The following is a 17019-nucleotide window of genomic DNA, read 5'->3' as shown; positions in this document are numbered from 1 at the left end:
GCCCGACGAGGCCATTGATTACTGCAGTCTTGCGTTCGACTTGCCGTGGCTCGCCGAGAAGCCTCGGGACGAGGGAACCACCGCCGCCGCCGCTGGAGCGGCGAAGCACACCACCGCGCAGACGGCCAGAACCACGGTTGCGCCAAACTGGTCGATCGCGGGTGCGATGAGCGCAAGACCGACCGGTGCGAGTCCGTAGGAGAGCAAGAAATCGAGTGAGGACACCCGGGCGAGTTTGGCGGGCTCGACCTCGCGTTGGGTGGCGGTGAACCAGGGAACGTTGAACAGCTCGATGCCGATGCCGGCGAGCACATACGCGGCGAAGATCACTACGGGGTTCACCGGCAGCAGCAGGCTCAGCGGCACGAGTCCGTAGAGCGCAAGCCCGGCCAGCGCGGACCAGCCCTGGGCCCGGGGCCGCCATCTCGCAATGATCATGGCACCGACGAGGGCGCCGATCGTGTAGGTGGTCATCGCGGCCGCCAGGACGGCCTCGCTGCCGAAGCGGTCCCGGCTGACCAGTGGCAACACCACGAAGGTGGCCGAGTACCCGGTGGCGATCACCGCAGTCAACGCGGCCAGGCCGGCAACGAACCAGGGATGCCTACGGGCTTCGCGCAATCCGTCGGCGAAGTCGGCCAGAATGTTCGGCCTGGTGGTCGAAGGTGGAGGCGAATCGTTCCCCGGGGGAGGAACCAAAGCGGCCACCAACCACAGGGCGCCGACGCCCCACAGCAGCACCGGCGTGGAGACGGCTACGGCCAGTAGCGCGGTAAGCGTCGGCGCCACCAGGGTGGTGACCCGGACCGCGAGGGTGATGGCGGCGTTGGCCTGTTGCCGCTGTGGCTCGGCGACCACCTCGGCGGTCAGTGCCTGGAAAGCTGGGCGGCACGCGCCCTGACCAGCGCCCATTACGAACGCCGCGGCTGCGGCCACCAACAGCGACCGCTCCAGACTCATCGCCATCACCGGCGTGGCGAGGGCGGCCGTCAGCCCGGACCAGAGCACCGTCTTCCTCCGGGAGTACCGGTCGGCCAGCACACCGGCGACCGGCATGGCGGCGACAAAACCCACTGTGCGCGTGGCCAGGAGAACTCCGAGCCCGACGCCGGTCAGCGACCGGTCGAGGACTGCCAGACCGAGGATGAACGGCAGTGCCCACGTCGCCACGCCGGAGGCCATCGTGCCGGTCCAGAGCCGGACGAAGGACGGGCTTCGCAGCAGGGGGGTCGGCGCGGGAGTGACCGCCACGGCGTTGTCAAGCATGTGTACGTTCTCCAGTCACGGATGACGTCAACCCGCGATGGCTGTCGCGTCAGCTGTTCGCGGGGCGGTGGCAGCCAGGTAGGTGATGCGGAGAATGCCCGCGGTGGGCTCACGGTCGACCAGTACCTCAACGCCGTATACCGATCTGATCAGTTCGGTGGTGAGCACTGCCGCGGGCGTGCCGGCGGCAAACACCTGCCCGTGGTCGAGGACGACGACGTGGTGGCAGTAGCGTGCAGCGAGATTGAGGTCGTGCAGGGCGACGACACAGGTGACCCTCAGCGATCCGAGCAGTTCGAGCAGTTCGAGCTGGTAGCGGATGTCGAGATGGTTGGTGGGTTCGTCGAGCAGGATCTCCCGGGGCTCCTGGGCGAGGGCACGGGCGAGTTGAGCGCGTTGTTTCTCGCCTCCTGACAGGGTGTGCCAGCTCTGGCGCTGCTTGTCGGTGATACCGACCCGTTCCAGTGCCGCATCGATGATCCGCTGATCGTGCTCGGTCAGTGCGTCGAAGCGGCCCCGGAACGGTGTGCGGCCGAGCTCGACGACCTGCCGGACGCTGACGTGGTTGTGGGCGGTCACGTCCTGCTCGACGACGGCGAGCCGCCGGGCGAGCACCCGGCGGCTCAGGTCGCGCAGGCTGGTGTCGTCGTATCGGACGGTGCCGGTGTCGGGGCGGCGCAATCCGGCGAGCAGGCGCAGCAGTGTCGACTTGCCGGAGCCGTTGGGGCCGAGAAGCCCGACAACCTTTCCGTCGTGAGCGGCCATCTCGATGTTGTCAAGCAGCTGATGACCCTTGACCGACCAGGAGATTTCGGTGGCGTTGATGCGGCCCATCAGGACTCCAGACGCTTGAGGACCAGCGCGAAGGCCGGCGCGCCGAGGAGCGCGGTGATGACGCCGGCGGGCAGTTCATGTGGCGTGAACCCCGTTCGGGCGAACGTGTCCACCCAGATGAGCAGGATGGCGCCGACGACCGCCGACAGCGGAAGCAACGTGCGGTGCATCGGGCTGACCAGGATGCGGACCGCGTGCGGGACGAGCAGGCCGACGAAGCCGATCGCGCCGGAGGCGGCCACGGCGGCCGCCGTGATGAGAGAGGTCAGCACCATCAGCCAGATGCGGACCGCTGTGACGTTGACGCCCAGGGCTGTTGCGGAGTCCCAGCCGAATGTGAAGGCGTCCAGGGAAGGCGCGAAGAAGAGGATGGCCACCACCCCGGCCAGGATGATGACGGCGGTGAAGTCCACTCCGTCCCATCTGGCGCCCGCGAGGGTACCGAGCAGCCAGTAGGTAAAGCCGCGGGTGGAGTTCGCATCCCCGCTGATCATGAGGATGAGCGAGGTGACAGCGGCGAAGAACTGGGAGACGAGCACACCGGTGAGCACCACGCGGGTGGGGCTGGCGACGCGTCCTCCACCGAGCAGGAGCAGCAGCAGGCCGAAGGCGAGTAGACCGCCGATGAAAGCTCCGGTTGACAGCGACATGCCGCCACCGATCCCCAGAAGGATGACGGCTACCGCTCCGGTCGAGGCGCCGGAGGAGACCCCCAGCAGGTAGGGGTCGGCTAGCGGGTTCCTGGTGATCGCCTGCAGGACCGCTCCCGAGACGGCCAGTGCTGCGCCGACGAGCGCGGACAGCAGCACGCGCGGGAAGCGTGACTCCCAGATCAGCGCGTCCAGCAATCTCGGCAGCGGCGGGTTCGGGGCGATCTCGCCCAGGCCGATGTGCCGCAGGATCGTGGAGACGACATCAAGAGCGCTGATGTTCGCACTGCCGAACAGGGACGCCGCGATGATCGACGCCAACAGTCCGACCATGGCTAGGAGGATGATGGCCGCCACCGAGGCGCGCCGCAGACGCGATGGCGCCGGCTTGGAGCCGGTGATCGGGTTCGAGGCGCGCCTAGCGGCTTTGTGCAGGTTCGTCGTCATGGTCGTCGGCCGCTCACCGGAACTTGTTCAGACCTTCGACCAGGGCGGGAACCATCTCCACACTGCCGTAGGAGGGGTCCATCTGGGCGCCGGGGATGGTGATGAAACGGTCGCCTGTCACCGCGCCGAGCTTGCTGGTGAGCGGGTCCTTCTTGAGCAGGGCGATCTTCTGCGCCGCGGTGTCGTTGGGCTCACCCCTGGTCAGGTCGGCCAGGATGATGACGTCGGGATTCCGGGCGGCGACCTCGTCCCAGCTCACCTCGGCCCACTTGGTCTTCGCGTCGTCGAAGATGTTCTGCACCCCGACGAGGTCGGAGACGTGCTGCGGCAGACCGCCGGGACCCGCTGCCCAGGGAGTGCCGTCGTAGGTGGAGTAGAACCACAGCACCTTCAGCGGCTTGTCCTTGTTCTTCAGAGCGCCCATCGCCTGCTCCACCAGGGCCCTCTGTTCAGCCGCCAGCTTCTCCCCGGCATCTGGAACACTCATGATCTTGGCCAGGGCGCGGTACTCGTCATACAACATGTCGAAGTCCGCGTCCGGCACGCTGACGTGGTAGCTGCAGTCGAACTCGGTCACGTAGGTTGCCACGCCCAGGTCGTGCAACTGCTTGCGATCGCCGGCCTGCTCTGCGGTGAGGAAGCTCCCGAAACCGCTGTAGACGAAGTCCGGCTGCGCCTCCAGCAGCTTCTCGTGCTTGACCGGCTCGCCGCGTGGACCCAGTTGCGGGATCTTCCCGTAGGGTTCGGCCATCTCGGCCGGTGGCTTGTAGATCTCGTAACCCGATCCGACGACCCGGTCGCCCACCCCGAGCTTGATGAGGATCTCGGCTGCCGTCTGGTTCAGCGTGACGACCCGTTGTGGCGCCGCTTCGAAGGTGACGTCGGTGCCGCAGTTCTTCATGGTGAGCGGGTAGGTCGTTCCACCCGGCGCCGCTGACGCTGCCGGAGCGGGCGCGCCGGAGGGCTCGCCGCTCGAACACCCCGCGAGGACCAGCATCACCGCAGCAGTCATGACTCTGATACCCGTTGTCGTTTTCATCGGTGGCAGGCTAGCAGCCCGCGCGGCGGCAGCGAAGGGTCACGGCGGGCAATTCCATTCAGGACGACAACGACGGCACCCCTCTGTGGGGCCATCAGGGGGAGCGACCAACATCGATCGCCTATTGCACATGGTTATCAAGTCTAGTAGACATGGCGAGGTGACCACGTCGCAATCAGTAACTGAGCCGATGCTGACCGGAGTCCAGCCCTTCACGCTCACCGCCCTTCGGCATCCCACGGTCTCCACGCTTCTGGACGGCCACCGAGCCCTGCTTGCCGAACTCCTGGACGGCCTGGGTTCACCGCTGCACGTCGTGCTGCCGGAGGTCTTCGACGAGAACATCGCCGCGCTTCGGCAGGCGTTCGCCGAGACGGGCGCCGACGTCGACATCCTGTTCGCCAAGAAGGCGAACAAGGCCGACTGCTTCGTCCGGTCGGCCGCCGCTGCCGGCATCGGAGTCGACGTCGCCAGCGCCGCCGAACTGGTCAAAGCCCTGGCCGGCGGAGTGCCCGGACACCGGATCGGCATCTCCGGCCCCGAGAAGGACGACGCTCTGCACTCTCTCGGTGTCCAGCACGACTGTCTGGTCGCCGTCGACTCGGTCAGCGAACTCCGCCGGCTGGCCGCCACCGCGAGAGTCGCGCATCGACAGGTGAGGGTGCTGCTGCGGGCTCGGACCGGGAGCCAGCCGGGAAGTCGCTTCGGCATGGCCGCAGCCGAGCGTCACGCGGCGGTCGACCAGTGTCTGGACCTCATCCAGTATGTGCGTCTCTGTGGATTCTCGTTCCACCTCAACGGCTACTCGCCTGAGGAACGGGCGACGGCGGCGAACGAGATGATCGAATACTGCCTCGACGCCAAGCGACGCGGCGCACCGGCCGCCGACCTAGTCAACATCGGCGGCGGTCTACCCATGCGCTACGTCGATCCGCAGCTCTGGGACGAATTCCTCCAGCACAACGAGCCGGCCCACTACCACGGGACCAAGACCTCCAGGGGTCTCCACTTCTATCCGTACGGAGGGCTGCCCACCACCCAGGCCGCACACATGATCATGAACCATCCGGTCGACGGCGACGAGAGCCTGTCGGCGAAGGCTGTCCGCACCGGCATCCGCTTCATCGTCGAGCCGGGCAGGTCGCTGCTGGATCAGGCCGGCTTCACCGTGTTCCGCGTGCAACAGGTCGAAGACCGGCGCGACACCGACGGGTACGCGATCGCCACCGTCGCGGGCAACAGCCTGAGCCTCTGCGAACAGTGGTTCAACACCGACTATCTGCCGGACCCCATCCTGCTCTCCACCCAGTCCGTCACCGACGAGGAATTCCCGGCCTGCGTCGCGGGCTCGACCTGTCTGGAGAACGACATGGTCACCTGGCGCAAGATCGGGTTTCCCCGGCCGGTACGCCCCGGTGACCACCTCGTCTACCTCAACACCGCCGGCTACCACTCAGACTTCCTCGAATCCCGGTTCCACGACACCGCGCTGCCGTTGAAAGCGGTCCTCCGGCTCGGTCACGGATCACCGCGCTGGCGACTGGACGGAATCTGAGCAACCTCGACACGAAGGAGAACCCGCGCATGTCACAGAGCTACGCCGCCCCCGGACAGCTGTGGTTGCTGCCGCAGTCGGAGCAGGAAGGGCTGAATTTCGACTACCGGCAGGTACTCGAGGTCGTCGAGGGCGCCTACCGCGCTCTGCGGGAGAACGGGTCGAACAACCCGGTCAAGACGGTCATCGAGGACTCGGACGATCACTCGCTCAGCTACTCGATGGTGGCCCGGGACGGCGGCACCAACACCGTGTGTTTCAAGGCCGTCTACGAGTTCGACCCGAGCCGCCGCCGCGATGACTACCGGTTCCACTCGTTCATCTTCATCGCCGACGACACCACCGGGACGCCCATCGCACTGATGGACGTGGTGAAACTGGGGCCGTTGCGGTCGTCGGCCAGCAGCGCGTTGTTCGCCCGCGCGGCCTGCCCGGACGCTCGCACCGCCCTGGTCATCGGCACCGGCGTTCAGGGGCAGATGGCCCTGCCGATGCTGGTCGCGGCGCTTCCGAATCTGGAGCGGTTGCAGGTGTGCGGCACCTATCCCGACGGTCTACGGGCCGTTCAGAACAGTGTCGACGGTCGCGAGGTGGAGATCGTGGACGACCTCCAGAAAGCCGCCGGCGAAGCGGACATCCTGATCGGCGCCTCCGGTCTGTCCGTGACGAAGGTGGTCCAGCGCGACTGGGTCAAGCCCGGATCGATCTCCGTCCTGCTCGGCTACGGCGTACACGACGTGTTCCACGGCGCCGACTACCGGATCGCCACCGACATCACCCAGATGCAGGTCACCTGCGGCAAACTCCGAGGCCCGGACGGGAGCCTGCCCCCGATCGACGGCGAGCTGCCCGACATCCTGCTCGGCCGGACACCGGCCCGACGTGATTCCGGCGATGTGGTCTTCGCCTACAACAGCGGGATGGCGGTCACCGACGCCGCGCTCGGCCGGTACATCGCCGACCTCGCACTGGCGGCCGGGCGTGGCCAGCGGGTCGATTTCTGGTGAGCGCGGTCGAGGCCGATGCCGTCGCGGCGGCGACCTCGGCATCCGTGGTGCGCCGGGTGGTGGCGGGCCTGCCCGCCTACGACCCCGGCGCCGACCCGGATGCGGTGGCCGCCCTCAGCGGCACCGCCCACGTAATCAAGCTGTCCAACAACGAAAGCCCGTTCGGCTCCTCGCCGGCGGTGGCCGAAGCGGTACGCGGGCGCCTGGACAGCGGCGTCTCCCGCTATCCCGACCCCACCGGGAGACGGCTGGCGGAGGCTATCGGGGAGCGCCTGGCGGTACCTGCCGAGCGCGTCGTCCTCGGCAACGGTTCGGAGAACATCCTGGAGTTGCTGTGCCAGGCGGTACTCGATCCGGGCGACCTCGTGACCACTCAGGCACCGGGCTTCAGCCTGCACGAGATCTTTCCCCGCATGGTGGGCGCCCGGGTCGAAAAGGTCCCGGTCACCGCGGAGTTCGGGTTCGACGCGTCCGCCTGGCATGACGCGCTGGCCGCGGGCCCGAAACTGGTCTTCCTCGCCAACCCCTGCAATCCGACCGGCGCGATGCTCAACGTCGGCGAGTTGGCACACCTCGTGGCCGAGACCCCGGAGTCGGCTCTGCTGGTGCTCGACGAGGCGTACTGCGAGTTCGCCCGACCCGACCCGGGCTATCCCGACGGGCTGGCGCTGCTGCGCGAACAGCACCGGCCGTGGATCGTCCTGCGCACCTTCTCCAAGGCGTACGGCCTGGCGGGTATCCGGGTGGGATACGGCGTCGCTTCCGACACCGCCCTGGTCCAGGCACTGGACCGGGTTCGCGCACCCTACAACGTCAACCAGTTGGCCCAGGACGCGGCCATCGCCGCGCTGCGTGACCACGCGCACCTGGCGGAGACCGTCCGCCGGACCGGGCTCGAGATCGTTCGGGTCACCGACGGGTTGCGCGAGGCGGGCTTCCGCGTAGCACCGTCGTCGGCCAACTTCGTGTTCATCGACACGGGCTGCCGCTCGGACTGGGTGGCCCAGGAGTTGCACCGCGTCGGGATCGTCGTCAAGGCCTGGCGTGAGCCGGGGTACGAGAACTTTATCCGAGCCTCATTGTCGCTTCCCGAGGACAACGACGTCTTTGTGCGTTGTCTGATGCGAATCTGTGCGAAGGGTGAGCAATGATCAGGGACAAGGTATCCGATCTGATCGGGCGGACGCCGCTGCTCAGACTGTCGGTATCGGGCGGGGCGGGAACCGTCCTGCTCAAGCTGGAGCAGTACAACCCCACCGGTACCGCCAAGATCCGGATGGCCAGGAACATGGTGGACGAGGCCGAGGAGCAGGGGCTGCTCGCCCCCGGCGGGTGGCTGGTCGAGGCCACCTCCGGCAACACCGGGATCGGCCTCGCGCTCATCGCCGCTGAACGCGGCTACAAGTTCACCGCCGTGGTGGACAACCATTCCAGTGTCGACAAGCTGCGCGGGATGCTCGCCTACGGCGCCGAGCTGCTGAACGTCGGTGGAGACGACAATGGACTGGCCACCGCCGAACGGTACGCCACGGCTCGCCGGCTCGCGGCCGAGCAGGGTGCGTATTGCACCTCGCAGGACAGTAATCCGGGGAACCCGAACGGTTACCGGCCACTCGCCCGCGAGTTGTACGACGATCTGGGCGAGGACATCCACTACCTGTATGGGGCTGTCGGCACCGGGGGCTCGCTCTGCGGCACCGGTCGTGTCCTGCGGGAGCGCATCCCGGAGCTGAGGATCGTCGGTGTCGAGCCGGTGGGCTCTGTGAATTTCGGCGGGGAGGAGGCTCCGTACCACCAGTCAGGCACCGGGACGCCGGTGGTGTCGGAAATCTGTGACACCCTCGACTACCGCTTGATCGACGAGGGGATCAAGGTCAGCGACTCGGAGGCCTTCGAGACCTGCCGTTACCTGGCCCGGAATTTCGGCATCCTCGTGGGCGGCTCGGCGGGGGGCGTGGTCTACAAGGCGCTGGAGCGTGCGCAGAGCGTAGGACCGGGGACCACCATCGTCGCACTGGTGTGCGACGGCGGTGAAAAGTACCTCGACACTGTCTTCAACGACGAGTGGATGGCGGCCAACGGCTTGTTTGACGCGCAGGTCGTCGACCGACTCGCATCGATGCTGCGTCGCGCCCCGGCCGACCGAACCGGACAGACACCCGAGCAGGTGCACTAATCAAAAGCGTGGCTTGTCGCCTGAAAGGATAACGGTTTCCGTTATCGTAAGCGACGGTAGGGCCGACTCACGAGGGCCGGTTTCCTGCGGTCGGGTGATCTCGTCAGTGTGGAGGTGTCGGCGTGTGGTCGACGGTGAAGTTGTTCCTTGGCCTGCGTCCGCGGTCATGGGTGGAGATCGCCGGCCTGGTCGGGCTGATGTTGCTGGTGACAGCGACCTATGTCGGCCAAGGCCTGATGATCGCGGACCTACTGTCCACGGTCTTCTCGTCGGCTGACATCGCCGGCCTGGCGGCGCCACTGGTCGTGATCGGCGTGCTGCAGGTGCTTCGGATCGCGCTGATCGTGGCGCGGGACTCGTGGGCGCCGCGGGTGTCGGCCCGGGTGAAGGGGGCGGTGCGTGAAGGACTGACGCTGAAGTTGATGGAGATCGGTCCCGGACAGGCTCAGCGGATGCGTACCGGCGACCTGCAGTCGACGCTCGTGGACTCCGTGGAGTTGCTCGATCCGCTGCTGAGTCGATTCGTCCCGTCGGTGCTGGCGTCGGTGCTGGGTTCCTGTCTCGCTTCGATGTACGTGATAGCGGTGGATCCGGTAGTGGGTCTGGTCGTGCTGGCGTGTGCGCTGCTTGCTCCGTTGTCCAAGTTGGCCGGGGAGAAGTCGATCAGGGAACGTGGCAGCCGTTGGACGGTCTCCTACCGAAGCATGTACTCGGAAAGTCTGGACGCTGTGCAGGGGATGGCGACACTCAAGGCATTCAATGCCAGCGGCCGGCGCGGCCGAGAGTTGATCGAACGCGGGGAGGCATTCTGCCGTGACTCCATCGGGCTGATGGTGGCCTGGTGCGGCACGTCCAGTATCGGCGCGCTGATGGTCCCGATCGGCACCACGGCGGCGGTGGGCCTGGGCGCCTGGCACGCTGCCACCGGCTCGGTGAGCGTCGCGGGATTGTTCACGATTCTGATGCTCACCCGCGAGACGTTCCGGCCCATGACCGAACTGGAGGCGGCCTACCACTCGGCCTACTACGCCATCCCAGCCGGCCGCGCGGTCGCCGACGTGCTGAATCTGGAACCGGTGGTGAAAGACACGGCAACCACGGCACCGGAATGGCCCTGCGATCCTCCGGGCCTGGAGTTCCGCGATCTTCGATTCTGTTACCCGACCCGGCGGGCACCGGCACTGGACGGGTTCAACCTGGTCATAACGCCGGGCGAACGGGTGGCCATCGTGGGGCGCTCGGGGGCGGGTAAGAGCACCATCATCGGGTTGCTCATGCGCTACTTCGACACCGACGCGGGGTCCATCCGCATCAATGATCGCGACATCCGGGAGCTAGCCCTGCGTAACCTGCGATCGATGATCGGTGTGGTCTCACAGGACACCTACCTGTTCCACGGCACCGTTCGCGACAATCTGCTCCTGGCCAGACCCGACGCCACCGACGAGGAGATCCGACGCGCGGTGACCGCTGCACAGGCCGCTGACTTCATCACCCTCCTGCCCCAGGGCCTCGACACTGTCGTCGGCGAACGCGGCCTGAAACTGTCCGGCGGCGAGCGGCAGCGCATCGCGATCGCGCGTGCGCTTCTCAAGGACGCTCCCGTGCTTGTGCTCGACGAGCCGACGTCCAGCATTGACGCCGCCAATGAGGCGGAGATCACCCAGGCTCTCGGTGACCTGACCCTCGGTCGGACGACGATCATCATCGCGCACCGGTTGTCCACCGTGCGCGGCGCAGACCGGATCGTGGTGATGGAGTCCGGCAGGGTGGTCGAATTCGGCAGTCACCCCGACCTGGTGGCACGCAAGGGCCTCTACGCCGAACTCGTCGCTACCCAGGCTGGTGCGCTCGCATGACCTTGACTGTCCACACTCATTCCCACGACCACGACCACGACACGGGAGACGGGCACGGCCGGTCGCTGATCACCAGGCTGAGGAGCCTGATGCCCCTCCTGGGCGAGCACCGCCGGCTCATCCTGGTGGCCTATCTGGCTGGCGCGCTGCATCAACTGCTCCTGCTCGCCTCATCCGGCATCGGTGCCTACGTGGTGGCACGAGCCGCCACGGGAGCACCGCTGGACCAGCTCACCGGCTGGCTGATCGCACTCGGCGCCCTCATCGTGCCGCTGGTCGTCCTGAGCATCGCCGACAGCACCTACGCACACATCGCTGCCTTCCGCGCGCTGGCCGACACCCGGGCGAAGGTGTACACCGCCTTCGAACGGCTCTCGCCCGGCTACATGCTCGAACGGCGTTCCGGCGACCTCGGCTCCGCCGCAGTCGCAGACGTGGAACAGATCGAGCTGTTCTTCGCCCACACTCTCAGTCCGCTCGCGGTCGCGTCGACCGTGCCCGTGGCCACCACCGTCGCACTCGGCTGGTTCCACTGGTCGCTGGCCTGCGTCCTGGTTCCGGTGCTGGTACTGCTCGCGTCAGTACCGGCTTGGTTGCGGCGTCAGGCCGAACGACACGGACACGAGCTACGCGACTCGCTCAGCCAGATCAGTGCCGACAACACCGACACCTTTCAGGGACTCCGCGAACTGGTGAACTTCGGCGCACACTCCCAGCGACTCGGGCTGCTCCGCAAACAGAGCGTCCGGCTGGCCGAAGCGAAGTCCGCGCACGGACGCCGCAGCGGCATCGAGTACGCCGCCACAGACACCATCGCACTGCTGGGAATACTCGTGGTGCTGACCCTCGGCGCGTGGCTCGTCGTCGCGGGAGAACTCGACCGCGCTCTCTTCCCGGTCGCCGTCGTGCTCGCGGCGATGGCGATGCTGCCCGTGCTGAAGGTGACCGAGGTCGCGCGTGAGCTGTCCGTGGTGGCCTCGTCAGCGGACCGCATCAACACGTTGCTCGACGCGCCCGCCCCGGTCTCGGACCTGGTCAACCAGCCGCCCGAGGGCCCGATCGTGCCGCATGTGCGCTTCGACGCTGTCACCTTCGCCTACCGCAGCGACCTGACCCCCGCAGTACGAGATGTCAGTTTCGAGATCCGCCCCGGCGATACGGTCGCCCTGGTGGGGCACTCCGGCGCAGGGAAGTCGACCTGCGCCAACCTGCTGCTGAGGTTCTGGGACGTCACCGCTGGATCGATCTCGGTGGGCGGACACGACGTTCGCGACTTCCCGCAGGAGGACCTTCGCCGCCTCATGACGCTGGTTCCGCAGGACACCTTCCTTTTCAACACCAGTCTGCGGGAGAACATCCGTCTCGGCCGCGCCGACGCCTCCGACGAGGAGGTCGAGGCCGCCGCGCGGGCCGCCCAGGCCCACGAGTTCATCACGACACTGCCGGACGGCTACGACACCACCGCGGGTGAACTCGGCGCGCTCATGTCCGGCGGTCAACGGCAACGGATCGCGATCGCACGGGCCCTGCTCAAGAACGCCCCGATCCTGGTCATGGACGAGGCGGTGTCAAACCTTGACGCCGCGAGCGAACAGGCGGTCAACCAGGCGATGAACGAAGCCCGGCACGGCAGGACCACACTGATCATCGCGCATCGGCTCTCCACCATCAGGACGGCCGACCGGATCGTCATGCTGTCCGGCGGACGAATGATCGAGACCGGAACCCATGAGGAACTCGTGGCCGCCGGTGGCGCGTACGTCGACCTGCTCGCCTCGCAACTCGAGGGGTGAGCCCTCTTCGACGTGACCGGGACCCGCCGACTAGGCGCAGACCGATTCATCGCCCGAAGCTCTCGCGACGTAAGGATCCATCATGCCCAAGATCCTGATTCTCGGTAGCGGACGTGACCTGGACCGCGAGCACATGCTCGCATCAGTCGCCGCCGAGCACGACGTGGTGCTCGCCCAGGAGTCTCCGGCGACCTGGGAGATCCGCTACGCCGACTCCGTACACCGGATCGCCGCCGACGACCTGACGTCCGTGCTGCTACTGGCTCGGAAAGAGTCCGTGGACGCGGTGCTGACCTGGGAGGAGGAATGGATCGAGACCGCCGCGGCCACCACCAGCACGCTGCGGCTACCCGGTCATCCCGTGCCGTCGGCCCGCGCCTGCCGGGACAAGCACCGGCTGCGCCAGGCATGGGCCGCCGCGGGGGTGCCGTCGGCTCAGTCAGTCCTGGTCACCGACGAGGTTCAGGCCCTCCGCGCCGCCGCTGAGCTGGGGTACCCGGTCGTGGTCAAGCCGCGTTCGGGGACCGGCGGCACCGGGGTGCGGCTGGTTCGCAGCCCGGCGGATCTGGCCCGCGCCTATGCCGGGGCGGCCGGCGCCGACGGCGCTCTGGTGCAGGAGTACCTGGACGGGCCGCAGATCAGCGTCGAGTCAGTTCTGGTACAACAGCGGCCGGTTGCACGTGGTCGCGGTCGGAAGCCGGCACGCCGGACCAGGGCCGGGACTCGCGACAGCCAGCCGACTGATCTCAGTTCCTCAGCAGGCCGAGCACCTGGCCTCGGTACGCCGTGCCGTCGATGCCGCCCACGCCGCGCTCGGGCTGTGCGAGGGCGTCACCCACACCGAGGTACGGTTGACCGCCGACGGACCCCGGTTGATCGGGCTCAACGCCCGGCTCGGTGGTGACCTGATCTCCCGGCTGGTGCCCTTGGCCACCGGCGTCGATCTGGTCGCGGCGGCGGTCGACACGGCGCTCGGGAGACAACCGCGGCTGCGGCACATGCGGCGACGTACCGCCGGAATCATCTTCCGTTACGGTGACACCGTCGAAGACACCGTACCCACGAGCCGACCCGCTCGGCTGCCCGACGGTGTCGAGTCGCTGTGGACGGCGCCGGAGGCTCCGACGGCCCGATTCGGCGGCCGAATCGGGCATGCCATTGTGGTGGCCGACGACTACACCACCTGCCAGGTCCAGTTGGAAAAGGCGTACGCGGCGCTGCTTCCGGACTTCGGGTCGGCGATTGCGGTCCTTCCCGGCAGCGAGCCGTCGGCCAGCATCTCGGACGGAACCCTGGTCACCTGAGCGAAGGTGGGGTGCTGCGGCCCTCCAGCCGTAGGTGAAGGTCCACCGGGATCACCGGCGGAGGCAGGGCGTACCTTCGTGTTTCTGCTCCGGCCGCGAGTGGTCGACGCGAGTCCTGCGTTCGGCGGCACTGAGTGGTTCGCCGGTGACGGAGCCCGTCGTGGCGTCGTCGCGGGCCGAGTCCAGGCGACACCTCACACGTTCATGAGTAGCAGCATGGTTCCCATGCCGGCGGCCATGACGGAGTAGCTGAGCGAGTGCAGCCGGTGGCGGGACGCCGTCATGGTGCGGTACAGCCACCACAGGGCGGTGGCGGCGGCGAGTACCACGAAGGCGATGTTGACCGTGTCCGCCCACGCCGGTGTCGGCACGGGTACTCCGCCGGAGGCGCCGCCGCCGTGGGAGTGCCCGCCGCCTGCGCCGCCGGTTCCCAACTCGGACATGAGTGTGGGCATGGCCGCGAGCATCCAGATCATCGCCACGTCCATCGCGGCGTGACTGACCAGATCGGCTCGGTCCGATGCGTGCCGGGTGCGTCGGTAGGCGGGTAGCAGCGCGAGGGCGAGGATCGCGAAGACCGCGATCTGTGCCCAGGCGACCGCGCCCTCCACCATCACCCAGACCATGAGGATCATCGCCGCGCTCATCACGCCGTGGTTGATGCCGACCAGTTCCTCATCGGAGAAGGGCTGGTCACGGGAGACCGCCCGGCGGCGGACGACGAGGTCGGCGACGCAGACGAGACCGGTCAGCAAGAAGACGACCGTCAATACGGGAACCCATGGGGCCTCAAGCACGACTACAACTTAGACCATGTGAACCGGGCGACCGGCGACGCTTGAAAGGCCCACCTCGATGACCGTCTCAGAGACCGAAGCGCCACCTCCCGCGGAGACGCCCGCGCCTACCGCGAGAGTCCGCAGGACGAAGTGGTTCGCCGCGTTCTGGCGCTGGCACTTCTACGGTTCGATCATCGTCATCCCGGTGCTTTTCGCCCTTTCCGTCACCGGCATGATCTACATGTTCCGCGACGACGTGGACTCCCTCACGCATCCCGGGGTGCTGAAGGTCTCTGTGGTCGAGGGTGCCCAGAGGGTCGCATTGTCCGCCCAGGAAGCGGCTGTTCGCGCTGAGTTCCCGGATCGTTCGATCCTGTCCGTTCAGGACGGCATCGGCGACCGTACCACCCTGTTCGTCGTCGCCGCCCAGGAGAACGGCAGCACCACGAACGTGTACGTGAACCCCTACACCTCCGAGGTCACCGGCGCGCTCAGCCAGGACCAACTCGTCTCCACCTGGGCCGAGCGCATCCACGGTGACCTGCTCATCGGCGACGGCGGCGTGGGAGACCGGATCGTCGAGCTCGGCGCCTCCTGGGGGATCGTGCTGACGATCACCGGGTTCATCATCTTCTTCCTCGGCCGGAAGGCCCGCAGCGGCGCCCAGGCCAAGGGCAGACGCGGTGCCCGGGTCCGTGGCTGGCACGCCATCGTCGGGCTCCCCGTGGGCCTCGGCGTCCTGCTGCTCGTCATCTCCGGCCTGCCGTGGACCGGCTTCTGGGGCGCCAAAGCGTCGGAACTCGCCGCGCACGGCAACATCTCGCTCTGGGGCGAGGATCCCGGTGCCGAGTCCACCATCCGGCAGCAGATCGAGAACAGCGACGGCCAGTCGGCGCCCGCCGGATGGGCCTCCGGCAACGCGCCGCAGGGCACCAGCACCGGCGCCGGCACACCGATCTCGATCGACAAGGCCGTCGCCACGGCGCAGGCACAGGGCGCTCCCGGGCCGTACCTGATCATGTACCCCGAAGGCGAAACGGGCGTCTTCAGCGTGATGAGCAGCCAGTGGTACAACGTCGGCAACCCCGCCGAGTCCGACGTCACCCAGGAGACGACGGTCCACGTCGACCAGTACAGCGGCGAGAAGGTCGGCCAGTACAGCTATGCCGACTACAGCGCCATGGCCAAGGTCGTGTCCCACGGAATCGCCCTGCACGAGGGACGGCGTCTCGGCGTCGCCAACGAGATCCTGTCCACGCTGTTCTGCCTCGCCGTGATCTTCATGTGCGTCACCGGACCGATGATGTGGTGGACCCGCCGCGGCACCGCCTCCGGGATGGCCGCACCCCGCGGGAAACTTCCGATCTGGGGCAACTGGCTCCTGCTCGCCGCGATGGCCGTCCTCGGCGTGTTCCTGCCCCTGTTCGGTCTGTCGCTGCTGGTGATCCTCGCGCTGGACCAGCTCCTGATCCGCAGGATGCCGGCCCTCAAGAGCTTCTTCGGTACGGTGTGAACCTCGGCGACGGCCCGGCCTGATCTGTCCGGCGTCACGTCAGACACTCCTGGTCGTCCCTCTCGATGGTGTGCAGCCACTCGACGTGGCCGGTCCGCTGGCTGCGTTCGCGGTGGCTGCACACTTCGTCGAGTGCGTAGGGCGGGCCGCCCAACGTCGGAGGTGCCGCGTCGATGAGGGCGCGGCGTCATCGGCACGTCCTGCCGGTCCCGTCCTGCCCGGTTTCAGGCTCACTGGTGCAGATGCGCGCGCTGCCCCTCGCGGTCGAAGATCATGATCAGCTCGGCCGGCTCGTCGAGTGCTGTCATCGAGTGTGGTGTCATCGTCGAGAACTCGGCTGCCTCGCCCTTTTCGACTTCGATCTGCCGCTCGCCGAGCCACAGCAGCACCCTGCCCTCGAGTACCAGGAACCAGTCGTACCCCGGATGGACCCGCTGGGCCGGCATCGTCGCCTCGGGCTCCAGGCGGATCTTCATCGCCATGGTGCGCCCGTCGACGCGGCTCAGCGGCCACGTGGTGCGCGAGCCCGAACGGTGCTGCACGGGGCGGATCACCACGTCCTCGTCGCTGGTCGCCTCGAAGAGGACGTCGAGGCTGACCTGTAGCGCGTTGGCCAGGGGTACGAGCACGTCGAGGCTTAATGTCCGTTTGCCCGTCTCGACCCGGCTGATCGTCGACGGGCTGAGATTGGTGCGTTCGGCGAGTTCGTCCAGGGAGTAGCCGAGCGTGGTGCGGATGCTTCGCAGCCTTGTGCGCGCCAGATGTTCCACGTCACTGCGGTCGTTCATCGCCCCAGC

15 protein-coding genes are annotated in these 17019 nt (G+C 67.5%); 9 read left to right on the top strand and 6 right to left on the bottom strand.

Annotated elements, in window-relative coordinates; translation table 11 throughout:
• Positions 1-18: 18 nt before the first annotated feature.
• From O7605_RS03930 to O7605_RS03915, 4 genes are read right to left on the bottom strand one after another with little or no spacing between them, the layout of a single operon-like run.
• Positions 19-1266, bottom strand: a complete 1248-nt coding sequence (locus tag O7605_RS03930; RefSeq protein ID WP_269737943.1) for an MFS transporter — start codon at positions 1264-1266, stop codon at positions 19-21.
• A 27-nt stretch (positions 1267-1293) separates the two neighbouring features.
• Positions 1294-2100: an ABC transporter ATP-binding protein gene (locus tag O7605_RS03925; RefSeq protein WP_269737942.1), complete on the bottom strand. Its 807-nt coding sequence runs from the start codon at positions 2098-2100 to the stop codon at positions 1294-1296.
• Complete coding sequence (locus O7605_RS03920) at positions 2100-3197, bottom strand: FecCD family ABC transporter permease (RefSeq protein WP_269737941.1); 1098 nt, start codon at positions 3195-3197, stop codon at positions 2100-2102. The genes O7605_RS03925 and O7605_RS03920 overlap by 1 nt, the downstream gene beginning before the upstream one ends.
• Before the next feature lie 13 nt (positions 3198-3210).
• Positions 3211-4209 carry an ABC transporter substrate-binding protein gene (locus tag O7605_RS03915; RefSeq protein WP_269737940.1) on the bottom strand — a complete coding sequence of 333 codons (999 nt, stop codon included), beginning with the start codon at positions 4207-4209 and terminating at the stop codon, positions 3211-3213.
• Between the two features lie 157 nt (positions 4210-4366).
• Between O7605_RS03915 and O7605_RS03910 the strand changes: the two genes are divergently transcribed.
• The 8 genes from O7605_RS03910 to O7605_RS03875 all read left to right on the top strand — a co-directional run bounded on the left by O7605_RS03910 (position 4367) and on the right by O7605_RS03875 (position 13930).
• The gene (locus tag O7605_RS03910; protein ID WP_269737939.1) at positions 4367-5791 is read left to right on the top strand and encodes an alanine racemase; all 1425 of its coding nucleotides are present in this window, start codon (positions 4367-4369) and stop codon (positions 5789-5791) included.
• Positions 5792-5820: 29 nt separating this feature from the next.
• A complete protein-coding gene (locus O7605_RS03905) occupies positions 5821-6798 on the top strand; it encodes a hypothetical protein (protein ID WP_269737938.1) in 978 nt (325 codons plus the stop codon).
• The gene (hisC, locus tag O7605_RS03900) at positions 6795-7949 is read left to right on the top strand and encodes a histidinol-phosphate transaminase (RefSeq protein WP_269737937.1); all 1155 of its coding nucleotides are present in this window, start codon (positions 6795-6797) and stop codon (positions 7947-7949) included. The genes O7605_RS03905 and hisC overlap by 4 nt, the downstream gene beginning before the upstream one ends.
• Positions 7946-8974, top strand: coding sequence for a PLP-dependent cysteine synthase family protein (locus tag O7605_RS03895; protein ID WP_269737936.1), 1029 nt, complete (start codon positions 7946-7948; stop codon positions 8972-8974). The genes hisC and O7605_RS03895 overlap by 4 nt, the downstream gene beginning before the upstream one ends.
• A 122-nt stretch (positions 8975-9096) precedes the next feature.
• Positions 9097-10833, top strand: a complete 1737-nt coding sequence (locus O7605_RS03890) for an ABC transporter ATP-binding protein (protein WP_269737935.1) — start codon at positions 9097-9099, stop codon at positions 10831-10833.
• An 89-nt stretch (positions 10834-10922) separates the two neighbouring features.
• Positions 10923-12626: an ABC transporter ATP-binding protein gene (locus O7605_RS03885; RefSeq protein ID WP_269737934.1), complete on the top strand. Its 1704-nt coding sequence runs from the start codon at positions 10923-10925 to the stop codon at positions 12624-12626.
• Between the two features lie 82 nt (positions 12627-12708).
• Positions 12709-13530, top strand: coding sequence for an ATP-grasp domain-containing protein (locus tag O7605_RS03880; protein ID WP_269737933.1), 822 nt, complete (start codon positions 12709-12711; stop codon positions 13528-13530).
• Entirely contained in the window at positions 13499-13930 is a 432-nt protein-coding gene (locus tag O7605_RS03875; protein ID WP_269737932.1) for a hypothetical protein, read from the top strand. The genes O7605_RS03880 and O7605_RS03875 overlap by 32 nt, the downstream gene beginning before the upstream one ends.
• Positions 13931-14124: 194 nt before the next feature.
• On the opposite strand, the gene O7605_RS03870 is transcribed toward O7605_RS03875, so the two are convergent.
• Positions 14125-14700 (bottom strand): DUF5134 domain-containing protein, encoded by a 576-nt coding sequence (locus O7605_RS03870; protein WP_269737931.1) that lies wholly within the window; start codon positions 14698-14700, stop codon positions 14125-14127.
• Between the two features lie 85 nt (positions 14701-14785).
• On the opposite strand from O7605_RS03870, the gene O7605_RS03865 reads away from it, so the two are divergent.
• A complete protein-coding gene (locus O7605_RS03865) occupies positions 14786-16222 on the top strand; it encodes a PepSY-associated TM helix domain-containing protein (RefSeq protein WP_269737930.1) in 1437 nt (478 codons plus the stop codon).
• 230 nt (positions 16223-16452) lie between these two features.
• On the opposite strand, the gene O7605_RS03860 is transcribed toward O7605_RS03865, so the two are convergent.
• The gene (locus O7605_RS03860) at positions 16453-17010 is read right to left on the bottom strand and encodes a helix-turn-helix domain-containing protein (RefSeq protein ID WP_269737929.1); all 558 of its coding nucleotides are present in this window, start codon (positions 17008-17010) and stop codon (positions 16453-16455) included.
• Between the last annotated feature and the right edge of the window lie 9 nt (positions 17011-17019).

The sequence above is a fragment of the Verrucosispora sp. WMMA2121 genome, from assembly GCF_027460185.1.
GTDB lineage: Bacteria > Actinomycetota > Actinomycetes > Mycobacteriales > Micromonosporaceae > Micromonospora > Micromonospora palythoicola.
The sequence above is the reverse complement of the archived record's forward strand: the minus strand, read 5'-3'. Positions and strand labels throughout refer to the sequence as shown.